The sequence below is a fragment of the Azospirillum baldaniorum genome, from assembly GCF_003119195.2.
Taxonomy (GTDB): domain Bacteria; phylum Pseudomonadota; class Alphaproteobacteria; order Azospirillales; family Azospirillaceae; genus Azospirillum; species Azospirillum baldaniorum.
In genome coordinates this window covers 779140-799134 of sequence record NZ_CP022255.1, presented here as the reverse complement: position 1 = coordinate 799134, position 19995 = coordinate 779140, and the positions used below count along the sequence as shown (strand labels likewise).

General features: G+C 67.8%; 26 protein-coding genes. 5 read left to right on the top strand and 21 right to left on the bottom strand.

All coding sequences use genetic code 11. The annotated features are described in order from the left end of the window. Positions 1-14: 14 nt before the first annotated feature. Genes Sp245p_RS26030 through Sp245p_RS26020 form a run of 4 tightly spaced genes read left to right on the top strand, consistent with a single transcriptional unit; the run spans position 15 to position 988 of the window. Positions 15-434 carry a hypothetical protein gene (locus Sp245p_RS26030; RefSeq protein ID WP_014199368.1) on the top strand — a complete coding sequence of 140 codons (420 nt, stop codon included), beginning with the start codon at positions 15-17 and terminating at the stop codon, positions 432-434. Next, the gene (locus tag Sp245p_RS35180) at positions 431-598 is read left to right on the top strand and encodes a hypothetical protein (protein ID WP_014199369.1); all 168 of its coding nucleotides are present in this window, start codon (positions 431-433) and stop codon (positions 596-598) included. The genes Sp245p_RS26030 and Sp245p_RS35180 overlap by 4 nt, the downstream gene beginning before the upstream one ends. Position 599: 1 nt before the next feature. Beyond that, on the top strand, positions 600-803 hold the full coding sequence (locus Sp245p_RS26025) for a hypothetical protein (RefSeq protein ID WP_014199370.1): 204 nt from the start codon (positions 600-602) through the stop codon (positions 801-803). After that, complete coding sequence (locus Sp245p_RS26020) at positions 800-988, top strand: hypothetical protein (protein WP_041813899.1); 189 nt, start codon at positions 800-802, stop codon at positions 986-988. Before Sp245p_RS26025 ends, Sp245p_RS26020 begins: the two co-directional genes overlap by 4 nt. Before the next feature lie 1438 nt (positions 989-2426). On the opposite strand, the gene Sp245p_RS26015 is transcribed toward Sp245p_RS26020, so the two are convergent. The 9 genes from Sp245p_RS26015 to Sp245p_RS25975 form a co-directional block, all read right to left on the bottom strand. Further along, entirely contained in the window at positions 2427-2681 is a 255-nt protein-coding gene (locus tag Sp245p_RS26015) for a hypothetical protein (RefSeq protein WP_014199372.1), read from the bottom strand. Between the two features lie 144 nt (positions 2682-2825). Continuing rightward, positions 2826-3269 (bottom strand): lysozyme, encoded by a 444-nt coding sequence (locus tag Sp245p_RS26010; protein WP_014199373.1) that lies wholly within the window; start codon positions 3267-3269, stop codon positions 2826-2828. 42 nt (positions 3270-3311) lie between these two features. After that, a complete protein-coding gene (locus Sp245p_RS26005; protein WP_014199374.1) occupies positions 3312-4259 on the bottom strand; it encodes a hypothetical protein in 948 nt (315 codons plus the stop codon). Then, positions 4260-6764 carry a hypothetical protein gene (locus Sp245p_RS26000; protein ID WP_109139017.1) on the bottom strand — a complete coding sequence of 835 codons (2505 nt, stop codon included), beginning with the start codon at positions 6762-6764 and terminating at the stop codon, positions 4260-4262. A 2-nt stretch (positions 6765-6766) separates the two neighbouring features. Beyond that, the gene (locus Sp245p_RS35175; RefSeq protein ID WP_014199376.1) at positions 6767-7621 is read right to left on the bottom strand and encodes a glycine-rich domain-containing protein; all 855 of its coding nucleotides are present in this window, start codon (positions 7619-7621) and stop codon (positions 6767-6769) included. A gap of 9 nt (positions 7622-7630) precedes the next feature. Further along, on the bottom strand, positions 7631-8581 hold the full coding sequence (locus tag Sp245p_RS25990; RefSeq protein WP_014199377.1) for a DUF2612 domain-containing protein: 951 nt from the start codon (positions 8579-8581) through the stop codon (positions 7631-7633). Positions 8582-8588: 7 nt separating this feature from the next. Next, positions 8589-9842 (bottom strand): baseplate J/gp47 family protein, encoded by a 1254-nt coding sequence (locus Sp245p_RS25985; RefSeq protein ID WP_014199378.1) that lies wholly within the window; start codon positions 9840-9842, stop codon positions 8589-8591. Then, the gene (locus tag Sp245p_RS25980; RefSeq protein WP_014199379.1) at positions 9839-10210 is read right to left on the bottom strand and encodes a contractile injection system sheath initiator; all 372 of its coding nucleotides are present in this window, start codon (positions 10208-10210) and stop codon (positions 9839-9841) included. The genes Sp245p_RS25985 and Sp245p_RS25980 overlap by 4 nt, the downstream gene beginning before the upstream one ends. A gap of 3 nt (positions 10211-10213) precedes the next feature. Further along, positions 10214-10945, bottom strand: coding sequence for a Gp138 family membrane-puncturing spike protein (locus Sp245p_RS25975; protein ID WP_014199380.1), 732 nt, complete (start codon positions 10943-10945; stop codon positions 10214-10216). Positions 10946-11000: 55 nt separating this feature from the next. Here Sp245p_RS25975 and Sp245p_RS25970 point away from each other — a divergent pair, with 55 nt between their 5' ends. Beyond that, complete coding sequence (locus tag Sp245p_RS25970; protein ID WP_014199381.1) at positions 11001-11420, top strand: hypothetical protein; 420 nt, start codon at positions 11001-11003, stop codon at positions 11418-11420. Here Sp245p_RS25970 and Sp245p_RS25965 read toward each other — a convergent pair whose 3' ends face one another. From Sp245p_RS25965 to Sp245p_RS25910, 12 genes are read right to left on the bottom strand one after another with little or no spacing between them, the layout of a single operon-like run. Next, the gene (locus Sp245p_RS25965) at positions 11421-12383 is read right to left on the bottom strand and encodes a phage protein (RefSeq protein ID WP_014199382.1); all 963 of its coding nucleotides are present in this window, start codon (positions 12381-12383) and stop codon (positions 11421-11423) included. Positions 12384-12389: 6 nt separating this feature from the next. Next, entirely contained in the window at positions 12390-12707 is a 318-nt protein-coding gene (locus tag Sp245p_RS25960) for a phage baseplate plug family protein (RefSeq protein WP_014199383.1), read from the bottom strand. Next, complete coding sequence (locus tag Sp245p_RS25955; protein WP_014199384.1) at positions 12707-13369, bottom strand: phage baseplate protein; 663 nt, start codon at positions 13367-13369, stop codon at positions 12707-12709. Before Sp245p_RS25955 ends, Sp245p_RS25960 begins: the two co-directional genes overlap by 1 nt. Before the next feature lie 4 nt (positions 13370-13373). Beyond that, complete coding sequence (locus Sp245p_RS25950; RefSeq protein WP_052584513.1) at positions 13374-15017, bottom strand: phage tail tip lysozyme; 1644 nt, start codon at positions 15015-15017, stop codon at positions 13374-13376. Continuing rightward, positions 15010-15198 carry a DUF6889 family protein gene (locus tag Sp245p_RS25945; protein ID WP_247887504.1) on the bottom strand — a complete coding sequence of 63 codons (189 nt, stop codon included), beginning with the start codon at positions 15196-15198 and terminating at the stop codon, positions 15010-15012. The genes Sp245p_RS25950 and Sp245p_RS25945 overlap by 8 nt, the downstream gene beginning before the upstream one ends. 26 nt (positions 15199-15224) lie before the next feature. Next, a complete protein-coding gene (locus Sp245p_RS25940; protein WP_014199387.1) occupies positions 15225-15668 on the bottom strand; it encodes a phage tail assembly chaperone in 444 nt (147 codons plus the stop codon). A gap of 3 nt (positions 15669-15671) precedes the next feature. Further along, positions 15672-16148 carry a DUF3277 family protein gene (locus Sp245p_RS25935; protein ID WP_014199388.1) on the bottom strand — a complete coding sequence of 159 codons (477 nt, stop codon included), beginning with the start codon at positions 16146-16148 and terminating at the stop codon, positions 15672-15674. A gap of 19 nt (positions 16149-16167) precedes the next feature. Next, the gene (locus Sp245p_RS25930) at positions 16168-17997 is read right to left on the bottom strand and encodes a DUF3383 domain-containing protein (protein WP_014199389.1); all 1830 of its coding nucleotides are present in this window, start codon (positions 17995-17997) and stop codon (positions 16168-16170) included. Between the two features lie 12 nt (positions 17998-18009). Continuing rightward, entirely contained in the window at positions 18010-18624 is a 615-nt protein-coding gene (locus tag Sp245p_RS25925; RefSeq protein ID WP_014199390.1) for a phage neck terminator protein, read from the bottom strand. Continuing rightward, the gene (locus tag Sp245p_RS25920) at positions 18621-19031 is read right to left on the bottom strand and encodes a hypothetical protein (RefSeq protein WP_014199391.1); all 411 of its coding nucleotides are present in this window, start codon (positions 19029-19031) and stop codon (positions 18621-18623) included. The genes Sp245p_RS25925 and Sp245p_RS25920 overlap by 4 nt, the downstream gene beginning before the upstream one ends. Then, positions 19031-19546 (bottom strand): hypothetical protein, encoded by a 516-nt coding sequence (locus Sp245p_RS35170; protein ID WP_014199392.1) that lies wholly within the window; start codon positions 19544-19546, stop codon positions 19031-19033. Before Sp245p_RS35170 ends, Sp245p_RS25920 begins: the two co-directional genes overlap by 1 nt. Beyond that, positions 19543-19974 (bottom strand): DUF4054 domain-containing protein, encoded by a 432-nt coding sequence (locus Sp245p_RS25910; protein ID WP_014199393.1) that lies wholly within the window; start codon positions 19972-19974, stop codon positions 19543-19545. Before Sp245p_RS25910 ends, Sp245p_RS35170 begins: the two co-directional genes overlap by 4 nt. Positions 19975-19995 lie beyond the last annotated feature (21 nt).

The window sequence follows — 19995 nt, the reverse complement described above, 5'->3', positions numbered from 1 at the left end:
CCCACGAGGCCCCCATGACCGACACCACCCCCATGATCACGATGCAGGAAGCCGCCGCCGCTCTGGACGGCAACGAGTACGGTTTCGAGGGAAGCCGCGAGATGTTCGCCCAGATGAAGGCTGCCGGTCTGGTGGCGGTGTTCGGGGCCAGCGACGACCTGATGGAGTTCCGTGGCGCAGTCTATGACGAGATCGGCGCCTATGACGGTGGAACCGCCTACTTCACGGAAAACGGCCTGCTGTCCGAGGAGACGTCGAACTTTGACGCGCTGAAGATGAAGGCCATGCCGGTGAAGGCCATCTGGTGCCCGGAAGGTCTCGACACCTCATGGCTGATGACGACCAACCTCCCGCACGCGCGCTTCAAGATCATGGAGGGCGGAGACCTCTACTGCGCCGGCCTCGTCTTTGACCTGAAGGACTGCGCGCCATGACCGACACCACGCACACCGAAGCGAGCGCCCGCTGGCAGCCGATTGAGACGGCGCCGAAGGACGGCACATGGGTCCTGATCGCCGGTCAGGACCGCGGCGACATCAGCGCCCTTCGCGGGCAACTGGCGGCTCTCTCCAGCACCACAGGAGGCGACCGTGGGTGACATGAAGCTGACCAAGGCGCAGGCCAGAGTGCTGGGAGCGCTTGCCGCATCGACCGGCGGCATGGGGTTCCGAGACGAGTACGGAAGATCGTCGATGGACGTTCTGATCCGGCGCAGTCTTGTTGATGCCCCGATCAGCAGCTTTGGCCGGGTGCACATCACCAACGCGGGCCGCGCCGCCCTGGCGCAGGAGGAGGGGCAATGACCTACGCTATCCGCCCCGAAGACGAACGCCTCGTGTCCGAGGCTCTTCGCGCGCAAGCCGTAGAGTTCCGCTGCAACGCCATCAGGTTTGGCGGAACAGAATGGGCAGCGCGGGCGGACAGGATGGAAGTGATTGCTTGTGAGATCGAGCACGGACACACGAAAGCGTCGCGCGATCAGGGGTGACATCGTATCGGGGACTTGCTATAGTGTTTGCGCTGCGGCTGAGCGGATAGACGCTCTGAGCGGTGGATCAAATACGGGTCGGCAATCCACCAACGAAGGCCCGTGAGCCGGTATCCAGTCCGGCCCGCAGCTAAAACACCAAGACCCGCGCCTCGGGTCTGCGCCCCGACGCCAAGCCCGGATGACCGAACGAAGTAGGCGCCGGAAACTCTCGTGCGGGGAATGAGGCAGCCGGTTTGGTGTCCGGCAGAATTCGCCCGAATGGGCGTCAGGGCCGCGGGTTTCGGTTGGGTGCCCCGCGTGTAGCCCGGACGAAAGTCCCGAGCCGCACGAAAGCCGCAAGGCAGACCGATGACAGCCGGGAAAGACCGGCAACAGTTTCGCCCCGCATGGGGCACAGAGTTGCGGAGCGGCGGAAGCTCGTCGGCGGTGCCCACACACCGTTCGACAGGGCAGAGAGTCTGAAGTGGGTGGAAGGCTGCAATACCCCCGGACCGCTCCGCGAGCAGAGGCAAGGCCGCGCACCATGGGCCATCGGTAAAGGAGATGGGGCCGCTTCGGCGGTCGGGTCCGATCCCCCAACGCCTAGGTCTTGCAGAGGCGTGCGCTCCGGAGCGTGCGCCCCACCCGGTGGAAGGCCGGGAAGCTACACGGGGGTCATGGCTTCGGCTGCCTGCTTCGATCTTATGCCAAGGCTAAGAAGAGCGTCCTCCCGACTCCACCGCATAAAGTGCAGCGGCAGCCGCCCCACGCCACTCTGGCGATAGAGGATGCCAGGGCGATCCTCCAGCCGGTGCCGACTAACGCCGCGCCCCCTCCACACCGGAACCGTCTCTGGGTCGACCAGCCCAACCACCCAACCAACCGGCCAGCAGCATAGCGCCAGCAGTCGCGTCAGCGCCCCTAGTCTGTGGAATAGCCCAGACCCTCGCCAGTCCGGACGGATCCACCCGGCTACAATCCAAGCCACTGGCCCCATGGCATCGTGGGCGCCCTCACTGGCGACGAAGACCCACTCGTCCGCCGGGGCCGACCCTGGATCATGCAGTGCTGACAGGTCCATCAGGCGGGCGCCGAAACTGGAGCCGGCACAGTCAACCAGCACCACGCCGTAAGTGGCGACCACCTCCCCTTCCCCATCGACTAGCCCAATCCAGAAGGCTGGGGCGCTGGGCGGCTTCGGCAGGAGGGGAAACCAGCTTTCTCGGTGGCGAGCGTTCAGCGCTTGCAAGTCCGCCCATGACTCGCTCAGAACCGGCGTGACGCCGCGGTCGACCAGTTCGGTGCACAGGCGGTCGCGGGCTGCCTCAATATCTGGAGGAAACGGGCCAGCCCCCAACGGCAGGAGTTCTGCTAAGCAGTTTTCGAGAGATGCAGCGCGCACCGGCTTCGTCGCGTCGGTTGTGGATCGTCGGCGGCGATCATGAATGGAGTGTGGTCAAGGTTCAAGCGGGGCCTTCCCCACCTGCCTCGCCACCTCATCCGCCTTCACGATGGCATCACGAGCTGATGGAGGCACGAGGTAGGCGACTGACGGCACGATCCCAGCGATGATGTAGCCGATCAGGTCGGCAGACACGTCCACGTCGGCATACTGACGCAGGAGCGAGGCAATCACCGCCGCGGCGACGCCGGCAAGGCCCCCGGCCCACACCTTGCGAGCGGGGATCATGGTGGACATGCGGAACATCATGGCTGGCTCCTTTCAGGCAGCAAAAAGCCGCCGGGCGGAATGCCGGGCGGCTGGTCGGGGCGGCAATCCCCCGCGCGGCGCGGAGAATATTGATTTCTTTGGCGTTTCAGCTCTCCGGCGGGGGACTCCCGCCACCTCAACTGTTCACCCCTTCTCGAACAGCTTCACCTCAGCGGCGCGGCGCTTCACCAGCCCCGGCAATTGCGTCTTGACGCCATTCACCGTTGCGTAGACCCACTTTGGGAACTCGGCCGCCGCACCGGCATAGTCGCGCTGGTTCAGCCGACGGAGCAGCGTCGAGCTGCCCAGCGCACCGGCCCCCAGGTTGAAAACGAAGCTCGCCAGGGCGCCGCGCTGCCGATCGGTGAGCGGCACCTTCACGAGCTTGTCGACCTGCGCCGCCGCTGCGGCCATATCCTCCAGCAGGAAGTTTTCGGCCTGAGAGGCGGTGATCCGCTGCCCCATCTTCACGCCCGCGGTGTGGCCGTAGCCGATGGTTGGGACCCCGGCAGGACACAGGTAGGCGTTGAGGTACAGGCCTTCGGCGTTGCGCGCGAGGGCCAGGGCGTCAGGGTGGATGGGCTTCATTTCGGAACCTCGCGGGAAAGGGCGGCGCGCCGAGGGGCGCGCTCACCCGTTGGTCATGGTGCGAATCACGGCGTCTGGGAGCCGGATCGCGTAGTGCCGGACCTTGCTCAGCCAGTACGAGCCGAGCCCGGCGCCGAGGAGAAGGCGGGTGAATGACGCCGGCATGGTCGTGACGGAGCTGGTTTCGAGCTGGCCGTTCACAGCGTGCCCCCAACTGCCGGAGGACCACGCCACCGCCTGCCGGATGATGGTGCCGGCCGTGACCGCAAAGCCGGACGTGTCGATGCCGCCGGGGCTGGACACCATGTCGGCGACACCGCCCTGCCCAACCCGGAGCAGGATGCGGTTCGTGCCGGTCCCGTCATCGAACCCGATGAACGAGACCTGACCGGACGGCAGGATACCGGGGAACAGCCATTCCACGAACAGCGTGCCCTGCGAAACCGACAGGCCCGGCAGTGTCGAGGCTGCCAGGGTGATGCCCGTGTCGGCCCCGCGGGAGGCGCCGGGAATGTAACTGGTGGCGTAGGCCCCCGCTTCGAGGTTGGCGTACCGGACGGTGCCGCTGATCGTCAGCGTGAGCGTGCCGGCGGTCGGGGTGAAAGTGTAGGTGCGCCGGTTCGGGACGACGCCCGTCCCGGCCACCGTGGCCGTCGCTGTGCCGCTCAGCGTCACCGTGCCCGACCCGTAGAAGGACAGCGTGTAGGCCTGGGCCGTGACGCTGACGGACTGTGTTGCCGGGGTGTCGGGGCTGGCGATCAGGTTCGCGCGGGCCTCCTCGAACAGGAGGCCCAGCGGGTTGAGCGTGAGCGGGGCGTGGTCGAAACGCGCCACGTTGGCCCCCGGCGCCTGGAGCGCCCCGGCGGCGTCCCAATAGCTGCACACCCCGCTCCGCGTCCACGAAGACACCCGCGGGTCCAGCAGGCCGGATAGGAACTGGAGGTTCGTGTCCGGGCGCGGGGAGCGCAGGATTGATGATCCGATGCGCATTTATGCCCCTTCCTGCCAGATTTTGGAGGCGCGCCAGACAGTACTTCCAGCCGCGCGGCGGAAGACGATTTCCGTCAGGTAGCCAGCGGTTGTTGCGATGGCAGGGGCAACCCCTGATCCGTCCCACTTGATGATGTCGCCTGCCTGCGTCGCCCAGGTCACGGACCGGTTGCCGGTGCCGTCCTGCACCAGCTCCACCGCGATCTCGCTGCGCTCCGTTCCGGACAGCGTGAGCGCCGGGAGCGTGATCGTGGCGTTGTTGGTGAGGCGGACGCGCTGGATCGCGTTGACCGCGGTGAGGGTGACCGCCGCCCCGCTGTCCACCTGCGTGGTTGCAGAGACTTTCACCAAGCCGTCATACGCGACGTTTGAGAACTGGCCGAGCACCGCACGGACAGAGCGCCATCTCTTTGAATCCGTCCCGTTATCGTTGGCGTTGTCGACTTCAGGATAGAACTGCCCGTCATAGCCGAGCCGCAGATAATCCACCATCGACCCCAGTCGCCTCGCCTGAAAAACGAGGTCTGCGGCCTCGTTGCCGGCGGTTCCTGCGACCAGATGCCCGCGAACCCCGGCGTATCCGCCAAAGCTGCCAGACTCGAAAGGGCCGCCAAGCAACAGAGACCCACCGAATCCCGGAGCCATTGGGCGGGTGTCCATGATGGTCACTGCGCCGCTGGATGCCTTTACCATCAAGTTGGCGTTCAGACGGTTGCCCTGCGCCTCCGTCACCCCATCATAGCTATTCCCGAGGATTTCCATCTTGTCGATAACCGCCGCATCGATGACGAGGGGGTCTGCGACATTCTGGAAATAGTTGCCAATAATGCTCCCCGGCTCAGCCCCAGCCCCGCATACCACGCCTTGCGTGCCGGAATAGAACTGGTTGCTGGTGATTGCCGCTGCGCCGTTGACGACGTTGATGTTGGTGGCAGACGCCGCCCAGATGCCACCGATAACGCGAACACCATTGTCGGCGAGAGCCCCGCCCGTGGAGTCGATGTACACGCAGGTGGCTTGCGCAACGCCAGTGCAGTTTAGTATTGATGTGTAAATAGATGTCCCGATCACACTAAAACCCGCAACACTCCCTGTGTTTGGGCTTGTGTAGTCAGCTTGGCAGCGGTCGAAGCTAATGTTCGACGAATTTTCTGCGATATAGGCGTACGCCTTGCCGTACGCCATGTTCTTGTAAACATTCGACCAATCCGCCCCGCCCGTCACCTTGACGCCGAAGCCGGCGGTGCGAAGCGGGGCGGCAGAAGCGTCCGACCCGTTATGAACCCCCGTCACACGCGCCGTCATGAAAGGCCAAAGATTGTTTTCACCGATCTCGCAAACGTCGGTTCCGCCGTTTAGGTGAATGTCATTGGTGCAGTGGCTTTTGTTGCCGATAACCCGGGCGCGCTCCGACCCTCCGGTATCGACGCCTAAGCTATGCCCCAGCAACATGCAACCAACGACCTGGGCATCGGCGCCGGCCATGACAACCGCTGTTCCGGAAAACTGTCCGATCAACGCCGTGGCGGTCGCTACGTCCGGAACAGGCTGCGTCAAGCCACGGCGGATAATGAGAAGCCCCCTTAGGCCGGCGCGCTCGCTGAGAGTGATCGTTGCTCCGGCCCCAAGGGCGATCTGCCCCCCAAGATTGTAGTATGAACTGGTGCTGGCGGGCGTCAGCACACCATGACCGCCCGGCCCGACAATAGACCAGCCGGCGGGGATTGTGATGGATGCCCCGAAATAGACCTTGGCGGATTCCGGGACAGCGAGGACGCCGCCGGTCAGGGTCGTGGTCGCGAAGAACAGCGCGAGCGCCGTGGCGTCGTTCGCCACGCCGTTGCAAGCGCAGCCGACGTCGTAGAGCGACAGGCGCTCACCGAACCGGGCCGCATTGGTCCGCAGCACGGAGCCCCCCGCAGCAATGGCCGTGACCTGCGACCCGTTGCCGTTGATGCGTAGGAACGGCGACGCCGCCGACCAGAACTCGACGCATCGCCACAGGCCGCCGCCCTCACTGACCACCCAGGCGAGATCGCCCGCCGCGGTCGTGATGCTGGCGCCGCCGGGGAGGATGATCTTGGTCGGGTCCTGAACCAGCGTCGACGCGCCGTCGAAGCGCAGGAGGCGCTCCGCGCCCGCCTGCGCCGTCCCGAGCGACGTGATGCTGGCGCTGCCGGTGATCGGGACGTAGTTGCCCTTGACGGCCCCCAGATCGACCGTAGCCGCCGCCACGACCGGCGCGGCGCGAAGCTGGTTCAGCGCCGCGCCGGTCAGCGACAGCGCACCCTGGGTCAGCCGCGCCTGCTCGACGCCCAGAACGGACGCGGCCATGGTTCCGGCGGCCGGTCGGCTGAAGCCGGTACCGGGTTCGTCGGCGAAAGCCATGCCGGGGTTGGTGGTGGTGCCGCTCGGCGCAAGGCCGACCGTCGTGATCAGGTTCCAGAGCGAGGCCAGGAGTTGGTCGCCCGTCGACTTCCAGTCGTCGGCCAGAGGATTCGTCATGCTCAGTACTCCACGATCACGAGGCCGCTTTTGCCGGCACCGCCGGAGGCGCCGCTGCCGCCGCCGCCGCCGCCGCCGCCGTAGCCGTTGGCGCTGACCCCGGTCACAAATCCGGACGTTCCGCGACCACCGCCGGGGCCGCCGCCGGCACCGCCGCAGCCCGTCGAGGGAGCGCCGGGGCCGAATTGCAAGCCGTCGGTGCCGTACGCCCCGTAATCGTTCAGATCGCCGCCGGAGCCGACGCCCGGCCCACCGCCAGCATTCGCCGCTCCGGTACCCCCGCCGCCGCCCGTTCCTCCCGACGCGCTGCAATAAGCGCCGAAGGAGGAGACGCCCCCATTGCCACCGCTCCCTGCCGTGCCAGGGCTCACACCGCCGGCCCCGACCGTCACGGCGACCGTGGCGCCCGGAACGAGTCCGGTGATGGTCTTGATGGCCCGGCCGCCGCTGCCGCCCCCGCCGCTGGCATAGGTGGAGTTGTAGCCGCCCGCCCCGCCGCCGCCGATCACGGTCACGCGGACGCGGGTCACGCCGTCGGGAACAGTGAAGGTCCCGGAGGAGGTGAAGACCTGCATGCGGGACATGCCCATCGCGGCCTGAAACCGCAGGGCGAGCAGGTCAACGTCGCCATTGTCCAGAGCGTCCTGCCCCGTCACGGTGCCGATGGCCTGCCCAGCGGCGGACGCCATAACGGTGCCCTGCCGAATGGCCTTGTTAACCTGGGCAGACCGGGCGAGCCCGGATTGAAAACCGCCTTCCAGCGCGCCGCCGGACCCGGTGTCGGTCTCCCAATTCGCCTGCGTCTCGACGTTCGCGCCCGTGGCCGTGGCGAAGGGAATGAAATCGTTGGTCGCCATGTGGATTCCTCAAGGAGAAGTGGGGAGGCCCCAGGCGCCCACGTCGAACCCGGCGATGCCGGAGTCGGCGGCGTCGAAGCCGAAATAGGGGGTGTCCGGGACGGATTGGGTCCAGTAGGCGTTGACCGCCACGCCGGCCGGCCGGACGTTGAGGTAGCCGCCCGTGAAAAGGGCCAGCGTCACCGCGTCGGGCGACGGCCCGAGCAGTGCGAAATCCATCGTCATGTTCTGGTTGTCTTGGATCAGGACCGAGTACCCGGTGCCGGCGAAGGCGATGTCCCAGACCGCATAGGCACCGGGAATGGTGCCGTCCCAGGCATTCGCGGCGATGCGCGCGCGGATCAGCGTCCGGTACCCGTCGTCCGGCAGGACGGTGAGGTACCCTGTCGGATCGCCGACAGCCCACCAGGAGCCCTGGTCGAAGCCGACGCCCGCGGTGTCGAAGCTGAAGTAGACGCCGGTCAGCGGCACGGTCAGTCGCCGGCTTGCCCCCACCCAAAGCCCGATGGTGTCGAGCTGGTCGCCCACGGCGCGATCAAGGTCGAAGCGGTCAGCCAGCCCGGCGAAGCTTCCCTGCCCGTCCGAGAGCGGCTTGAGCAGCGCCGTCAGCGCTGCGCGGTATAGGGGTTGGCTGGCGTGCTCGCTCGTGATGAGGCCGAGATAGGTCGCCACGTCGGCGCCGGGCAGGGAGAGGCCCGGCACCTCGTAGGGTGTCACCGCGGGGTCGCCGACCATGTCGACCAGCAACGCGGCAACGCCCGCGATTGCCGCCGCCACAGCGTCCAGGGCGGCCTGCTGCGCGAGGGCGATGGGCCGACCGGCGGGGGCCGGAACCACGGGCTCCTGAACCGGCAGGCCAGGGTAGATGTCGGGGGAGCCGATGTAGAGGCCGAGGCGGTTGATCGCCCCCTGGATCGCCAGCCCGGAGTCGGCCGCGGCGGTCTGGAATTCCTCGTTCATTGCCGCCTCACTCCACGGTCAGGACGATCTGGTCCGTTTCGGTCTGCGCGACGGAGTCGAAGGGGACCGGAACATTGGCCGACCCGGACGGGTCGGGGGCCGTGCCGACCGTGATCGCCGTCACGTCGTACGTGGCGCTGAGCGCGTCGAGTTGAGCTTGCGTCTGAGCGGCGCCCGATGCGGCGGATACCGCCGCGATAGCCGCGGTGCCGGTCAGGTTCGCCGCCGACCAGAGGCGCCCATACGTGACCGGCGCGCCGATGGTGGTGCTGTTGATCTCCTGCACCAGCGCCGCCACGATGTAGCCGCCGATCGCTGACGTGTATCCCGCGAGCGGCGTGATCGTGACCGTGGCGTAGATGTCCGTGTAGGCCAGAGTGCTGTACCGGATCGTGACGGGCACGCCGGACGGGTCGGTGACCAGAACGCTCGTGTCGCCGTAGGTCCCGGTGCCGGGCGCCTTCTTCACGGCGATGGCCTGGGCGATCAGCGCCGGGGCGCCCCCCTCGACCACCGCGCAGACGGTGTGGCCGGGGATGCCGTTCCCGTCGGTCGTGCCGGTGTCGTTCTCATAGAGCCGCAGGCGCGTCACGCCTGCGGCGTTGGCAATCTGCCCATAGAGCGCGGCGAGCGGCGTCACGGCGGCGAGTGACGTGGATTGCGCCTGCCGCTGCCGCAGGGCCGCATCGGACTCCACCGCGCGCCCCAGGGAAGCCGCCGCGGCGTTGGTCACAGCCTGCCAGCCGCGCTGCGGGTTGAGGATGCGGGTCAGCGTGTCGGCCTCCGCCGCCACCGCTCCAGCGGTCGTGCAGGTCGCCGCAGTCGTCACCTCGCCTTCGGGCGGGATGGTCACGGTGGCCTGGAGCGCCCATTGCGTGCCGAGGCTCTGGTCATCGCCGATCAGGCCGTTGCTGATGACGGTCCCGGCCTGCCCGGTGATCGTCACCACGGCGACGCTGTTGGTCGCGCCGATCCGGCTGATGCCGTTGATCTTCACGGCATATGACAGCCCGGTTCCCTGCGCGGTGGCCGGGCTGAAGTTGTTGTAGGCCGCGATCGCGGCGCTGTTGGAGTCGTGGATCGCGCGGGCAAAGATCGCCAACATCTGGCCATCCTGGCTGTCTGGCGCGATGTAGGAGTCGCTGCCGTAGATGGCCTGAAAGCTGGCCTGCAGGCTGGCGTAGATGTCCACGTAGGCGGGCGCGGTGATGCCGCTGGCGCTGACCGTCGCGGCCAGCGTCGGGAGGGGATAGGTCGTCATCGGGGCGTCACCGTGGAGAGGGTGATGTCAATAGCCGTCTGCCCGTAGATCGTGGCGACGGTGGCGTCGACGGACAGGGCGCGGGTCGCGCGGTTCAGGTCGCTGGAGTAGGCGACCAGCTCCGTCACGCCGGCCGTTTCGAGGATGCGCGTCCGGATGGCCGCGTCGTAGGTCGGCACGGTCCCGGTCCCCAGGATCTCCGTCGAGTAGGGGGTGCCCTCCGTGACGTCGAGGAACCATTCCCCGGTCAGCAGCAGCAGGCGCGTCCGGATTGCCTGCGCCACCGCGGCGGCGTTGTCGACGTGGAAGGCCGTCGCGCCGGAACAGAACGTGCTGTCCCCGGCGCCGGTAAGGGCTCGGTAGCGCATGGGTCAGGTTCCCGGTGTCGGCGCGGCGGTGCTGCCGCTGCCTGGCTGGACGCCGCCATGGATGTGATGCTGTAGGCTGACCGACGCGCCGCCGGCCCCGGCCACCACGTCGCCCGTGGCGTAGACTGCCCCGGCGATGGCACACGGCGCGGCGTGCCCCTCACTGTTCAGGATCGACAGCCGGCCCGAGATGGTGACGTCTGGGCTGTCCAGAACGATGCGGGTCGGCGCCTTCACCGTGACGACCTCGCCGCCGGCCACTTCCACGTAGGTTTCGCCGTCGTCACTGCGGAGTTGGGTCGAGTTGCCCGAGACGCCGCCGATCGTGTTCGGCTGGCTCCAGACCTTCGGGATCACGAAGCCGTCCGACAGGTCGTGCATCCGCAGTTCGGCCTGCGCCTGCACGCCGCCGCTCGACCACCACGCATCAATGCAGCGGTCGGCGATGATGACCAGCACCTCGTCGCCCGGCGCCACAGGGAATGTCAGCGTGAAGCCGCCCCCCGACGGGAAATGCACCGGGCAGTCGAGCAGCAGCGGCAGGTTGACCCAATGCCAGATGCCCGCCGGGTCGCGCACCTGCCGCTGGACGGCGGGCTGCACCACGGCGGTCATGGCCGCAGCGTTGAAGCTCTGGATGATGCCGGGGATGGCGGTGTTGATCCGCCCCTGCAGGCCGTCCATCGCCGCACGCAGGGCTTCCTGCCCGTCGTCAAAGCGTTCGCGAGGGTCCACGCCGATTCTCCGAGGTTGTGCTATGCTTCGCCATCACGTCTTCGGAGGGGAGAGCATGCGGTCCATTCTGGCGGCAGCCGTCATCACTGCGGCCATGAGCGCAGCCGCAGCGGCCCAGCAGCCGGGCGAGAAATTCGAGGTTGTGTCGGTGGGCCTCGTGATCGGAGTCGGATCGCCGGTCGTGCCGGGCGGCATCGTGTGCGCCGACTACGCGACTGTTACGGCCCTGTACCAGCATTACAACCGCGCATGGCGGGACGAGATACGCGAGTCCCAGCAGCCTGGGGCAACCATGCTCTATGGCCGCGTCGACCGGCCGCGCCCGTCGGATTATGGGTGCCGCGTCGCCAAGCCCGGCACCAAGGCGACCGCCTACTGGCCGCCAGGGGTGCCGGTGATGGTGGTGGAGTACAAGGCCGGCGGCAAGCTGGTGAAGGGAGCCACGATGCCCGCGCTGTGGACGAAGGCGGGGTGACTACCCCACCGGTCCACCCGCCCAATACGGGTTGACCCGCTGGCCGTCCGGCGCCGACGGATCGACGGCGAGGCACGTCATGGTGGAGTACCAGGGCACCCCGCGGCTGTCCCCCACGAATTCGTGCACCAGCACCTTGTAAAAGCCGTCGTCGGCGATCTTGGCGTTGAAGCCAGGGATGGACTCCAGCCGGCCCGGCGAGATGGCCGGGGCCGTGCTGAGGCCCTGGTTGATCGACTTGTTGTCGATCCTCACCAAGCCCCCGATCTGGATTTTCGGGTTCAGCAGCGCCGTCACCTCGATCCCGCCCGGCGTCTGCTGCGGATAGCCGATGAGCCCGGTGGCCGCGGTCAGAACCACCGCCTCGCCGGCCCGGTACCCGGTCATCGGCACCATGACGAGCTGCCCGTTCTGAATGCTCCAGCTCTGTCCTACCGTCTCGCTCAGGCGCCGCATGTAGTCGCGGCTCATGCCGAACATGACCTTGCCGCGGCTGAGCGCCGTGGGCGGCAGGTCGGTCACGTAGCCGGCCTGCAGGTCCATGGCCTTGGACAGCGCGTCGAACTGGTCCGCGGGTGTCGAGCCAGCGGCAAGGCTGGTGTTGATCACGCTGTTGACGTAGGCCGTGTCGCCGTCGGCGGCGAAAACATCCAGGTAGCTGTCGGTCGGGCTCTCGTGCCCGGTCATGACCTGCTTGATTTCGCCTTCGAAGATGACGCCGTACGGCCCGTCCGCATAGCCTGCCTGGAGCGTGACGCGCTGGTATTCGCCGCGGACCTTGCGCGCCGTCTCCTCCTTCAGGTTGTAGATCCGAATGAACGAAGTGCCCGGCGTTCCAATGTCCGACTGGTTCACGCGGAACAGGATGCGCATCTCGGACAAGTCGAGGCCGCCGCCGCCCAAGCTCTGCGGGTTGTACACCACGAGCCCGATTTTCCGCCCGAAAAGCGTCTCATTTGCCATGGGTCCTCACGGGGTCGTGAAGTAGAGGTGCCCGGTGCTGCCCAGCGTCTCGTACGAGGGCACCAAGTCCGGGTTGTTGTCGCTCTGCACAAGGATTTCCGCCCTGGCGCCGCCGATGAGCAGATAGCCGACCTGCTCCAGCAGGTTGACGCCCGTCACCAGGGGCACGCCCTGCACCAGCCCGAGGCCGCCCTGGTCGGTGATGTCGAGCACCCAGCAGGACGCGGCTCCATTCCAGTCGATCGCGAGCTGGTAGATCGTGCCGCCGAGCGTGATGGTCATCCGCTGTGCCGCCGGGATCGTCGGGATTTCGAACTCAGCCATTACGGACCCCTTGGCCTGACGATGGTGATGGTGCGCAATCCAACGTTGCCATTGTTCACCGGGGCCGCGGTCGCCTGCGGGGCCTTCTGGACGGACGGATCAGGCACGGTGACGGTCTGGACGCGGGCGAACAGCACCTCTTGGAACTCCGCCGACACCCACAGGACGTTTTCCGATTTCTCGTCCGTCCGGACCGCAAGCGTCTCCAGCATGAGGTTGGTGTACCGGCGCTTGCCCGTCACCACTGTGACCACGGCGCGCTGCGTCTGGATCTTCAGCAGCGTGTCGTAGAGGTCCGTCAGGTAGCTGGTATCCGGCGGCACCGGCAGGAACATGGCCGCGATGCCGGCGGCGTTGGCGAAACTCCATCCGGCCCGGATGCGCAGCCGCGCCGGGAGCTTGAAGGCGTGATCCGTGATCTGCGCGCCCACCTCGACCGGGTGCTGGGTCAGGCGGAGTTGGTCGAGGTGCTGTTCCTCCACCACGACCTGCGGGGCGAGGGACGAGATGGCCGGGCGCCCCGACTGGTCCACCGCCGGTTTCCCCGCGGCGTCCTTGGCCTGCCACAGGATGACGCGCTTGGGGCTTGTCGACCAGATGGCGCCGAGGACGTTGGAGCCGATCAGCCCAGCGGCGCCGAGGCCAAGCGCGGGGATGTTCATTTGCTCACCTCACGATGGCGGACAGGTTTCGCACGAGGTCGCCGGTTGCCCGCTCCTGCGCTTGGCCGATGGCGCGCCCGGTTGCCGCCGGGTCGGTCGCTCCGTTGACCGTGGTTTTGACCGTCTGGTTGACCGTGACCGGCCCCGCCCCGCCCTGCGCGGCTTGCGTCGCCGTCTCCGGCCTGACCTGCGACAGCCAGTGCTGGCTGTAGCCCAGCCGGCGCGGGATGTCGTCCAGGCCGCCCCGCTCGTAATGCCGCGTCACCACGTCGGCGGCGCGCTGCAACGTGGTCGCGCCGCGCAGGAGCGCCCCTGCGGCTCGCTCGTTGCCGCTCGTCATCTCGTGCTGGACGTAGGCCAATTGCTCATCCAACGACGCATCGCGGAGCTTCTTGCCGTACATCCGCTCGAACTCTTCGATGCGCGGGCCTCGCCACTGCGCGATGCCGTGCGCGCCCTGGCCGCCGCCCTCTGGGTTGTAGGCCTTCGGGTCGAAGTTGGACTCGCCCTGCAGCGCCCCGGCGATCGCCGCAGCCTGCTCCTTCGTCCATCCCTGCTGGATGAAGTACTGCGTGACCTTCTGGCCGGTGGCCTGCATATCGGACGGGGATGAGATCGGCGGCGCGGGGTCGGCATCCACACCGTAGGCGCGGGGGTTCGCTTTGAACTTCCGCACCTCGTCATCCTCCCCGGCATTGGCCTCGGACGGGGCCATGACGGCTGCGGCTGTGCCGATCACGGGGAGGCGCCGGAGCAGCCCGCCCAGAAGGCCGCTGCCCGATGCGCTCGCAGCGCCGCCGCCGCCCAAGAGGTTGCGCAGGCCGCCCAGCAGCTTCCATCCGCCCCACGCCGCGCCGACCGCCACGCCCACATCGACGGCCTTGCGGCCCGTGTCGTCCAGGCTGGTGTACCAGCGCGCGAAGGCGTCCGCCGCCGCGTTGGCGTAGTCGACCACCTGTTTCGCCACCGGCAGCCAATCCTGCGCCACCCGCTGCGCAAGCGCCGAGAACCGCGCCATCAGACCGCCCAAGGCGTTGTCGAAGTCCTTGCTCTGCTCGGCCAGCTTCTCGCTGTCCACGCCGAATTGACCGAGGATGCGCCGCCCCTCCTCCTGCGCCTTCAAGTAGGCCGGCAGGTTGTCGAGCACCCGGTTCAACGTCTCCGGGTCGATGCCCAGGCGCGGCGCGATGGCGATGGCCTGATACCGCGGCATCTTCGCCAGGACCGGCAGAAGGTCGTTCAGCGTGCCGGACAGGTCGCGCAACTGGCCGTTGGCCTGCCGCGTCTGGATGCCGTAGGCGTTGAGCAGCCCTTCTGTGCCGGGGTTGGTCCGCATGGCGCGGGCCAGACCCTCCAGCATGTCCTTGCCCTGCCCGGCCTGCAGGCCGACCTGCTGCGCGGCATAGCCAACGGCCTGCAGGGATTCCGCCGTCGCGTGGGTCCGCTGTGAGGCGTAGTACAGATCCTCCATCTGGCGGGCCACGGTCGTGACCATGGCGCCCACAGCGGTGGCCGTGAACACCGCGGCCTTGCCCAGAGCGACGACCGGCACCGTCGCCTTGTCCACGGCGCCTTCGAAGCGCTTCAGCCCGCGCTCGTCAACGTCGAAGCCGAGCGCGAGGAGGAATTCGCGGATCGTGTCAGCCATTCCCGCGCTCCCGTCGTGCGGCTTCGTGCACACGCCAATCGTTCTCGATCCGCGCGTCGATGCAGTCGTTCATTTCGGCGATGTCGGCGAGGTCGAGAGTGCCGTCTTTCAGGCTCTCGTACCGGCACCACCCCTCGCTGACCGGCCGCAGCAGCCAGCCCCGCCGGCCCGGCAGCGTCACCAATTTCGCCGCCGTCTCCGGGACGGTCAGTTCCCAGGCGCGGGCGGGGCGGCTGAAAAAGACGCGAGGGACGGTTGCAGGACGCGCCAGACGATCTGGACCATGAGGGGCAGGGAGTCCGCCACCTCGTTGAGCATGATGTTGCCCTGGTGGTCGCAGAGCACCTGCCATCCGACCTGTCCCTTCTTGGCCCACTGGACCTTGCACAGCGCTGTGGTGACGACCATGCGCCGGTCCTCCCGCGGCATCGCGGCCAGGGCCTTCGCGAGCGGCGCCAGCACGGCGGACGGCTCGCTGTCGAGCAGCGCCTTCACGCCGCTCTCCAGCCCGCCGCCACCCCGGAAGACGCGGGCAATGGCGTCCGCCGCGCCGGAGATGACGGGCAGCAAGACCACTGCAACGTCCATCTGCTCGAAGGCATTCAGCTTGCCGGCCCGAAACGCCGTGTCGCCGATCTGGAATTCCACCATGGCTTAGAACCCCGTCATGCTGGAGAGGTTGGGCGTGCCGCCGCCGAGCTGGATGTTCAGCACGCCCTCGAACTCCCATTCGTTCATGGGGCCCTCGACGTTGTAGACAACGGTCGGCTGCTTCCGGAACGCCGCGCTGGTCAGAGTGATGACGTCGCCCCGGTCGACGTCGGAGAAGGCAATCGTGTTGCCCCCCCAATTGGCCGCGCTGGACTTCTGGAAGTTGTACATCAGAGACAGCATGGCATTGACCGGGCTCGTCTTGAGCAGCCGCACCACGGCCCGGCCCGGACTGGCGGCGTGCAGGCTGTGCATCACGGCCCCGTCCGCGCCCATGGTCATCGTGTTCTTGTCTTCGGACGGCTCGACCGTGATTCCTTCGGATGCCACGCCCGCCGTGCTGCCGATGTTGATCGCGCCGCCGGGGCCGACGATCGTCCCCTGAACGCTCAGGAAGCTGTAAGTGTTCGAGACAGGCATTTCTTACGCCTCCTGGGGTTTACTGGTTGACCGTGACGGAAATCGCCACGTCGTGAACCGCGCCTGCTTCCTTCGCCATGACCTGGATGGGCACGGACTTGCGCGCGGCGCGGTCGGCCTGCGACTGCGACGCGATGGGTGGCACGTAGACGTAGTAGCCCTTGGGCAGCCAATCGCCCTGCTGGTACTGGCCGAACCCGGCACTGTTCCAGACGCCCGGCGCGAGGAACCCGTTGTTGACGGCCTGCGCGCACACGGCCTCGATGGTCGTGCCGATCAGGTGCATGCCGGCGTCGGTCTGCGGGACCTTCGTCGGCGTCGTGAACAGCAGATTGAAGACGGCGGATTGGATGGACGAGCCGAACCAATCGGCGTTCCAGATTTCATCGATGAAATGGCGGCTCGCCAGCTTCCCGTTCACGGTGATGGCCGTGTTGTTGTTGAAGTTGGCGTAATAGTTGTAGTTATTTGCGTCGAGCGCGGCGGCCTGTGTGCTGTTGATGCTTTCCGCGATAACGCCCGGCTGCTGCTTCCACATGAACGTGATCGTGGTGTTCGCGCCGTTGTAGTTGACGGTGCAGCCTTTGCCGAAGATGGCGCAGGCTGCGAACGGCGTGGTGCTGGACCACTGCACGAAGGTCCGGTTGTACTCCAGGGCCGCCAGCAGCGCGCCCAGGCTCGTTGTGTCGCCCGGCAGCAGCGCCGCCGCCTCGCTGGTCGTGGCGCCGTAAAGGTGCCGGTTGCCGTTGCCCTCGATGTAGCCAGCGACGGCGAGGTGGTCCGCGTCCGTCACGTGGGCGTTGCCGCCCGAGCTGCCGAAGGTCAGGCCGTACCAGTCAGCAAAAACGGACTCGATGGCCTGCACCGCGGCGAGCGGCGTTTCCGCGTCCGCGCCCGGCACGGCGTAGCTGCCCGACGTGGTGACGCGGGCGCCCAGCGTGGCGCTGATGTCCGTGCCCGACCCGCCGGAGAGAGTGGCGCCGGAGAGGGTGATGGCGCTGGACGACTTGGCGAGCGTGTAGGACGCCCCGGTGGTTCCGGTGGCCTTGCTCACGATGTAGAGGGTCGTGCCGACCACGCCGTAGGTCATCGCCGACAGGTTGGCATCGGTCGAGCTGGACAGTAGCGTCAGCAGGTTCGCCAGCGTCGCGGCAAGGGTGCTGCCGATCTGGACCTGACCCGCGCTCGGCGCGCCCGACACGAAGGTGACGGCGGTGCCCTTGATGGTCAGCGTGTCGTTGTTGGCGGGCTGGCCGCTGAACGCGGCGCTGCCGATCGCCGCGGGCGTCTGTAGGAACCCGAAGGACGAGGCTGCGCCGGTCGTGCCGCTGATGAAGGCAAAGCGACCGTATACGGAATTCCATGCCGCCGTGGAGCCGGCCGAGGCGCTGTTCAGTGCGGTCGCGATAGACGACGCCACGCCGTTCAGGTTGGTGGCGGTCGAGAAATTCAGGCCGCTGATGTTGACCGGCTTGCCGTCGATGTAGGCCAGGAACGCGCCGGACGTGATGGCCGTCCAGTTGCTCATGACCTGGGCCGCCGCGGACAGAGTGGCGCCGGTCAGCCGGCCGGCGGCGGCGACGCGCACCCAATAGCCGATGTAGAGCCGGGTCGGCTGGGGCTGGGCGGCGAAGAAGATGGAAGCGGCCTGATACTCGGGCGCCGACGTGCCGAAGTCGCCGGCAACGCCGTTCAGGTCGCTGTACAGCCGGTAGCGCTCGCGGGCGTCGATCACGCCCGGCGTGTCGCCGACGATCAGCAGCGAGTTGAGGTCCGGCCCCTGCGCCGCGGTCGGCGTGATCTGCACGCCCACCGAAATCAGCTTGGAGACTGGGAGGGTGTTCGCCATGGCGGGCGGCTCCTACGAATTGGTGACGGTGACGGGGACGGTGAGCGTCCGGCCCACCGGATCGCCCGCGATGATGGTCGCTTGGCCCTGCAGTAGGTTCAGGACGGGGTAGCTGCGCGCGACGGCGCGGCGGACGGTGATGGGCAGGTCGACCCGGTAGAGCCAGCGGGACTTGAGAAGCGACGGGACCGGGGTTAGCGTGCCCGTTTCGATCAGGGCGAACCCGGCCAACTGAAGCGGCTCGCTGTTCTGCCGGATCGTGAGGTTGTCGCGCAGCAGGGCCGCGTGAGCGTCGGCCTGCCCGGCGACTCCCAGGTCGTAGACGCTCACCAGCAGCTCCAGCCGCTCGTGCCGGACCACGATGTCCTGCCCGTCGCCGCTCGGGTCGTGCGTGACGCTGGGGTAGGCGTCCGCCGGCCGGGCCGTGATGCCGATGGCGGCCCATGCCTCGCCCGCGTCGGGGATGGCGGGCGGCTCGGCCTGCCAGCGGGGCCGGACCATCTGGCCGGGCAGCCCCAGGAGCGGCGCGAGCCAGCCTTGCAGGAAGACCAGCAGCGCCTTGCCTTCCAGCGGCGCGACGGTGCCGTTCGGCAGGATCGGGCCGCCGGTTGCGCTGGTGTTGCTCATGCTCCGGCCTCCTGCGGCGGGCTGTCGATGAAATCGGTGCTGGAGCAATCGGCCTCGACGAAGCCGGCGCCGAAGGCCGTCCAATCCTTGAGGTCGCGAACCACGTAATGGTCGCCGCCCCACAGGATCAGGTCCGGCTGGTAGCTGGCACCGGCCTCTTTGCTCGGACCGCGCAGACGGAAGGCGGTGATGACCTTGATCGTCTTGGCGCCGGTCTGGAAATCCTGCTGCCGCACCAGCGAGTTGTCGCCGGTCGGGGAAATGGAGCCGTAGACGGGGCCGATGATCTGGTTGGTAACTTCGGAAAAGCCGTCGTCGCCAACAGTCTCCACGCGCCGGATCACCGTGAACTCGGTGCCGGCGATGTAGGTGGAGAGCGTGAGTCCGCTCAGGTCGATGCTTGCCATCAGCGGCTCCGAACGACGTAGGTGATGGACCGGAGCAACTGACCGGTGTCCCAGAGCGGTTTGGCGTCGGCCTCGGTCGCCTCGCGCCGGTAGCCGCTGCCAGGGGTGCGTTGCGCCCGGTTGGCGATGGTGGCCGGCGAGAGCGGCGGCTGGAGACCGTTGCGGATCTCCGTCTGTGCCGCGGTGGCTGCCGTCTGGCCGGCCCGCGCCAGCCCGATCTCCACTCCCGTGGCGTCGCCCTCGATCGCCGCATCCGCGGCGCCGCGCAGCTCCGCCACGATCCGCGGCTTGGCCTTGGCGATTCCCGGCTGGAGGAAGGGCCGGGGCGGGATGTTCACCTCGGGAGCGCCGAAGGTGTGGATGTAGGCCAACTGCGCGTTGGTGATCGGCTCGCCGGCCTGCCGGTTGGCGTTGTCGCCCGGCACGCCCACCATGGCCTGCCGCTTGGCAAGCTGGCGAATGCCGTCTGAGACCTTGCCGAGATGGTCCCGCGTGGTCCGGACGCCCGACTTCATCGCCCGTACCTCGGCCCGGTGTAGGGACCACGCGGACCCGGCGCGTAGACCGGCCCCAGGCACCGACCCTTGATCAGGCGCCACAGGCGGACGCCGTATTGGGTCAGGTTCCATTCGCCCGCTCGCTCATCCGCCACCCTCCCGGCGTCGTAGCTGGCGGATGCGGGACCGACCGTCTCGGACGTGGCCGGGCCGCGGATTGCCCCCGGCGCGCCGCCAGTCGCCCCTGCCCGCACATTCGGTGCGGACAGGGCGAGGTTGTGGGCGGTGAACAGCATCACGGCCAAGTCCAGCCGGCCGCCCAGGCGTTTGGCGTTGAGCTGGGCATAGCCCTCCGCCGACCAGAAATTGAACTGGCTCTCCGGGAAGACGGCGGGGTTGGCGAACTCGGGGAAGGCCGCGATGAAGTCGGCATAGCTGACGGCCATGCGGCCCTCCGTTGGTCAGGA

Excerpts from the sequence above, each read along its gene's own strand:
- Sp245p_RS26030 (WP_014199368.1), top strand. The coding sequence starts at position 15 with ATGACCGACACCACCCCCATGATCACGATGCAGGAAGCCGCCGCCGCT.
- Sp245p_RS35180 (WP_014199369.1), top strand. The coding sequence starts at position 431 with ATGACCGACACCACGCACACCGAAGCGAGCGCCCGCTGGCAGCCGATT.
- Sp245p_RS26025 (WP_014199370.1), top strand. The coding sequence starts at position 600 with ATGAAGCTGACCAAGGCGCAGGCCAGAGTGCTGGGAGCGCTTGCCGCA.
- Sp245p_RS26020 (WP_041813899.1), top strand. The coding sequence starts at position 800 with ATGACCTACGCTATCCGCCCCGAAGACGAACGCCTCGTGTCCGAGGCT.
- Sp245p_RS26015 (WP_014199372.1), bottom strand. The coding sequence starts at position 2,681 with ATGATGTTCCGCATGTCCACCATGATCCCCGCTCGCAAGGTGTGGGCC.
- Sp245p_RS26010 (WP_014199373.1), bottom strand. The coding sequence starts at position 3,269 with ATGAAGCCCATCCACCCTGACGCCCTGGCCCTCGCGCGCAACGCCGAA.
- Sp245p_RS26005 (WP_014199374.1), bottom strand. The coding sequence starts at position 4,259 with ATGCGCATCGGATCATCAATCCTGCGCTCCCCGCGCCCGGACACGAAC.
- Sp245p_RS26000 (WP_109139017.1), bottom strand. The coding sequence starts at position 6,764 with ATGACGAATCCTCTGGCCGACGACTGGAAGTCGACGGGCGACCAACTC.
- Sp245p_RS35175 (WP_014199376.1), bottom strand. The coding sequence starts at position 7,621 with ATGGCGACCAACGATTTCATTCCCTTCGCCACGGCCACGGGCGCGAAC.
- Sp245p_RS25990 (WP_014199377.1), bottom strand. The coding sequence starts at position 8,581 with ATGAACGAGGAATTCCAGACCGCCGCGGCCGACTCCGGGCTGGCGATC.
- Sp245p_RS25985 (WP_014199378.1), bottom strand. The coding sequence starts at position 9,842 with ATGACGACCTATCCCCTCCCGACGCTGGCCGCGACGGTCAGCGCCAGC.
- Sp245p_RS25980 (WP_014199379.1), bottom strand. The coding sequence starts at position 10,210 with ATGCGCTACCGAGCCCTTACCGGCGCCGGGGACAGCACGTTCTGTTCC.
- Sp245p_RS25970 (WP_014199381.1), top strand. The coding sequence starts at position 11,001 with ATGCGGTCCATTCTGGCGGCAGCCGTCATCACTGCGGCCATGAGCGCA.
- Sp245p_RS25965 (WP_014199382.1), bottom strand. The coding sequence starts at position 12,383 with ATGGCAAATGAGACGCTTTTCGGGCGGAAAATCGGGCTCGTGGTGTAC.
- Sp245p_RS25960 (WP_014199383.1), bottom strand. The coding sequence starts at position 12,707 with ATGGCTGAGTTCGAAATCCCGACGATCCCGGCGGCACAGCGGATGACC.
- Sp245p_RS25955 (WP_014199384.1), bottom strand. The coding sequence starts at position 13,369 with ATGAACATCCCCGCGCTTGGCCTCGGCGCCGCTGGGCTGATCGGCTCC.
- Sp245p_RS25950 (WP_052584513.1), bottom strand. The coding sequence starts at position 15,017 with ATGGCTGACACGATCCGCGAATTCCTCCTCGCGCTCGGCTTCGACGTT.
- Sp245p_RS25940 (WP_014199387.1), bottom strand. The coding sequence starts at position 15,668 with ATGGTGGAATTCCAGATCGGCGACACGGCGTTTCGGGCCGGCAAGCTG.
- Sp245p_RS25935 (WP_014199388.1), bottom strand. The coding sequence starts at position 16,148 with ATGCCTGTCTCGAACACTTACAGCTTCCTGAGCGTTCAGGGGACGATC.
- Sp245p_RS25930 (WP_014199389.1), bottom strand. The coding sequence starts at position 17,997 with ATGGCGAACACCCTCCCAGTCTCCAAGCTGATTTCGGTGGGCGTGCAG.
- Sp245p_RS25925 (WP_014199390.1), bottom strand. The coding sequence starts at position 18,624 with ATGAGCAACACCAGCGCAACCGGCGGCCCGATCCTGCCGAACGGCACC.
- Sp245p_RS25920 (WP_014199391.1), bottom strand. The coding sequence starts at position 19,031 with ATGGCAAGCATCGACCTGAGCGGACTCACGCTCTCCACCTACATCGCC.
- Sp245p_RS35170 (WP_014199392.1), bottom strand. The coding sequence starts at position 19,546 with ATGAAGTCGGGCGTCCGGACCACGCGGGACCATCTCGGCAAGGTCTCA.
- Sp245p_RS25910 (WP_014199393.1), bottom strand. The coding sequence starts at position 19,974 with ATGGCCGTCAGCTATGCCGACTTCATCGCGGCCTTCCCCGAGTTCGCC.